The 2358-nt window shown below is 71.4% G+C and carries 4 protein-coding genes; 2 read left to right on the top strand and 2 right to left on the bottom strand.

Features of this window, described 5'->3' with window-relative positions; genetic code table 11:
- Together P409_RS32155 and P409_RS32150 are read right to left on the bottom strand one after the other, a co-directional pair.
- A partial coding sequence (locus P409_RS32155; protein ID WP_034848198.1) for an NrsF family protein occupies positions 1-362 on the bottom strand: 362 nt, incomplete at its 3' end.
- Positions 359-916 carry a sigma-70 family RNA polymerase sigma factor gene (locus P409_RS32150; RefSeq protein WP_034848196.1) on the bottom strand — a complete coding sequence of 186 codons (558 nt, stop codon included), beginning with the start codon at positions 914-916 and terminating at the stop codon, positions 359-361. The genes P409_RS32155 and P409_RS32150, both read right to left, overlap by 4 nt.
- A 367-nt stretch (positions 917-1283) precedes the next feature.
- Between P409_RS32150 and P409_RS32145 the strand changes: the two genes are divergently transcribed.
- Both P409_RS32145 and P409_RS41050 read left to right on the top strand, forming a co-directional pair.
- The gene (locus tag P409_RS32145) at positions 1284-2240 is read left to right on the top strand and encodes a hypothetical protein (protein WP_052121644.1); all 957 of its coding nucleotides are present in this window, start codon (positions 1284-1286) and stop codon (positions 2238-2240) included.
- A partial coding sequence (locus P409_RS41050; RefSeq protein WP_238578824.1) for a hypothetical protein occupies positions 2126-2358 on the top strand: 233 nt, incomplete at its 3' end. The genes P409_RS32145 and P409_RS41050, both read left to right, overlap by 115 nt.

The raw sequence follows: 2358 nt of genomic DNA, 5'->3' as shown, positions 1-2358 counted from the left end.
ATCCAGCGCGCGCCCCAGGTGGACATCGGCATCGCCATCATCTCCAGCACCACCGCGACGGCCAGCAGCAGCGGCGCGGCCAGCAGGGCCCAGCGCCAGGCGCCCAGCGGCACGCCCGGCCGCGCCAGGTGCAGGATCAGCCCGGTGGCGGTGACGGCCAGCGCCAGGGTGACGACGAATTTGAACAGATAGCGGATGGTCATCGCCGCCTGCATCGCGTCCGGCCGCACGCCGATGCCGGTGAAGAAGATGACGGCCGCGATCACCGCGCCGCCGGCCATGGCGGCCGCCACCGCGCGGCCCAGCCGCCAGCGGACGGGCGCGTCCTGCGCCAATGCGGTGATGAGGTCGTCGGTCTTCACTCCGTGTCACTCCGGTACAAGGCCGCCAGGGCCTTCAGCGCGCGGTGCAGCGCCACGCGCACGGCGCCCTCGGTCATGCTCAGGCGGGTGGCGGTCTCGCGCACGCTGCCGCCCTCGACCGAGATCGAGCGGACGATGTCGCGCTGCTGCTCCTTCAGCTGCGACAGCAGGCGCTCGACGTCGCGCTGCTCCAGCCCGTCCGGCGTCGCCTCGGCCTCCAGCGTGTCGATCACATCCTCGATCGGCACGTCGACATGGCGGCCGCGGCGGCGCAGCGCGTCGATCATCTTGTTGCGCACGATCACCGAGATCCACGGCCCGATCGGCCGCGACTGGTCCCAGGACCCGCGCTTCAGATGGATCGCCAGCAGCACCTCCTGCACCACGTCCTCGGCATCGGCGGCGGAACCCCCGAACAGGGCGCCGCGCCGCCGCGCCATGGCGCGCAGATGCGGCGTCACCGCCTGCAGGAACAGGCGATAGGCACCGGCGTCGCCCGAGATCGCGGCCCGCATCCATGTCGCCCACTGGTCCTCCCGCACCGGATCACTCACGCGTCATCACCTCATACGGCTCCGACTCCGGATTCGTTACAGGACCGGGCGCGTTGCTCGACCGGCATCAGAAAAAATTTCCACGGCCGTGTAATACCAGCGGCATGACTGTCGAAGAAGCCATCACAAGCCCATTGCGGCGCGCTTCTTCCGCGGAACATCCCATGGATCGTCTCCTGCCTCTTCTTGCCCCGAAGGCCGCGGATCCGGCGACGGCGCATCCTGCCGGTCTCACCGGCCTTCACGCATTGCGGTCGAGGGTCGCAACCCCGGACGGCTGACCCCCCGCCAGACACCCCCTCCGAACCGAACTGCCGCCGCGTCGCCCGATCGACGCCACGGTCGAGCCTTGCCCAAAGGACATGTCATGCCGTTGGATGCCTTCGACCTTTCGACCAGCTCCGCCAGCCGCGCCGCCGACGCTGCCTTCGAGGAGGCTGTGCGCGGCCTCGCGGCCCACCGGCCCTCGACCGGCATCGCCCTCGGCCGGGCGCTGGCTGCCGACCCGGACCATGTGCCGGCCCTGGCGCTGAAGGGCTTCGCCAGCCTGATCCTGGCACGGGAGGAGCTGGCCGTCCCGGCGCGCGAGGCGCTGGGGGCGGCCCGGCGGGCCCTGGCGGCGAAGGACGGCGGCACCGCCGATGAGCGGGCGCTGGTCGAGGCTCTGGCCCTGGCGTCGGACGACCGCTTCGCCGACGCGGCGGTGTCCCTGGATCAAAGCTTCGCCGACCGGCCGGCCACCTTCCTGCCGTTCAAGATCGCGCATGCGCTGCGCTTCATGCTGGGCGACGCCGCCGGCATGCTGGCCGCCTCGCAGCGGATGATGGCGGTGTGGTGCCCCGACCTTCCGGCCGCCGGCTTCCTGCTGGGCTGCCACGCCTTCGCGATCGAGGAACACGGCGCCTATGCCGCGGCCGAGGCCTATGGCCGCCAAGCCGTGGCGATGGAGCCGGACGATGCCTGGGGGCTGCACGCCGTGTCCCACGTCCACGAGATGCGGGGCGAGACCGCGGCCGGCATCGACTGGCTTGAGGCAAGCCGCGGCAGCTGGTCCCGCTGCAACAATTTCAGCTTCCACATGGCCTGGCACCTGGCCCTGCTGCATCTCGATCGCGGCGAGCATGAGCGCGTGCTGAGTCTCTACGATCAGGAGGTGCGGCCGGCGCCGACCGACGATTTCCGCGACATGGCCAATGCGGTGTCGCTGCTGTGGCGGCTGGAGCGGCTGGGCGTCGATGTCAGGGCCGCTGGGCCGAGCTGGCGGAGATCGCGCGCAGGCGCCGGGCCGACACAACGCTCGTATTCGCCTCGCTGCACAATCTGATCGCCCTGGTCGCGCTCGGCGACCGGCCGGCGGCGGCGGAGCTGGTGATGGCGCTGCAGGTCCGCGCCCAGGGCAGCGGCGACCAGGCCCGGGTGGCGGCCGATCTCGGCCTGCCTTT

Source organism: Inquilinus limosus MP06 (genome assembly GCF_000767795.1).
GTDB classification, from domain to species: domain Bacteria; phylum Pseudomonadota; class Alphaproteobacteria; order DSM-16000; family Inquilinaceae; genus Inquilinus; species Inquilinus limosus_E.
This window is presented reverse-complemented; position numbering and strand designations above follow the sequence as displayed.

Coding starts and splice junctions, on each gene's coding strand:
- P409_RS32145 (WP_052121644.1), top strand. CDS start 1,284: ATGCCGTTGGATGCCTTCGACCTTTCGACCAGCTCCGCCAGCCGCGCC.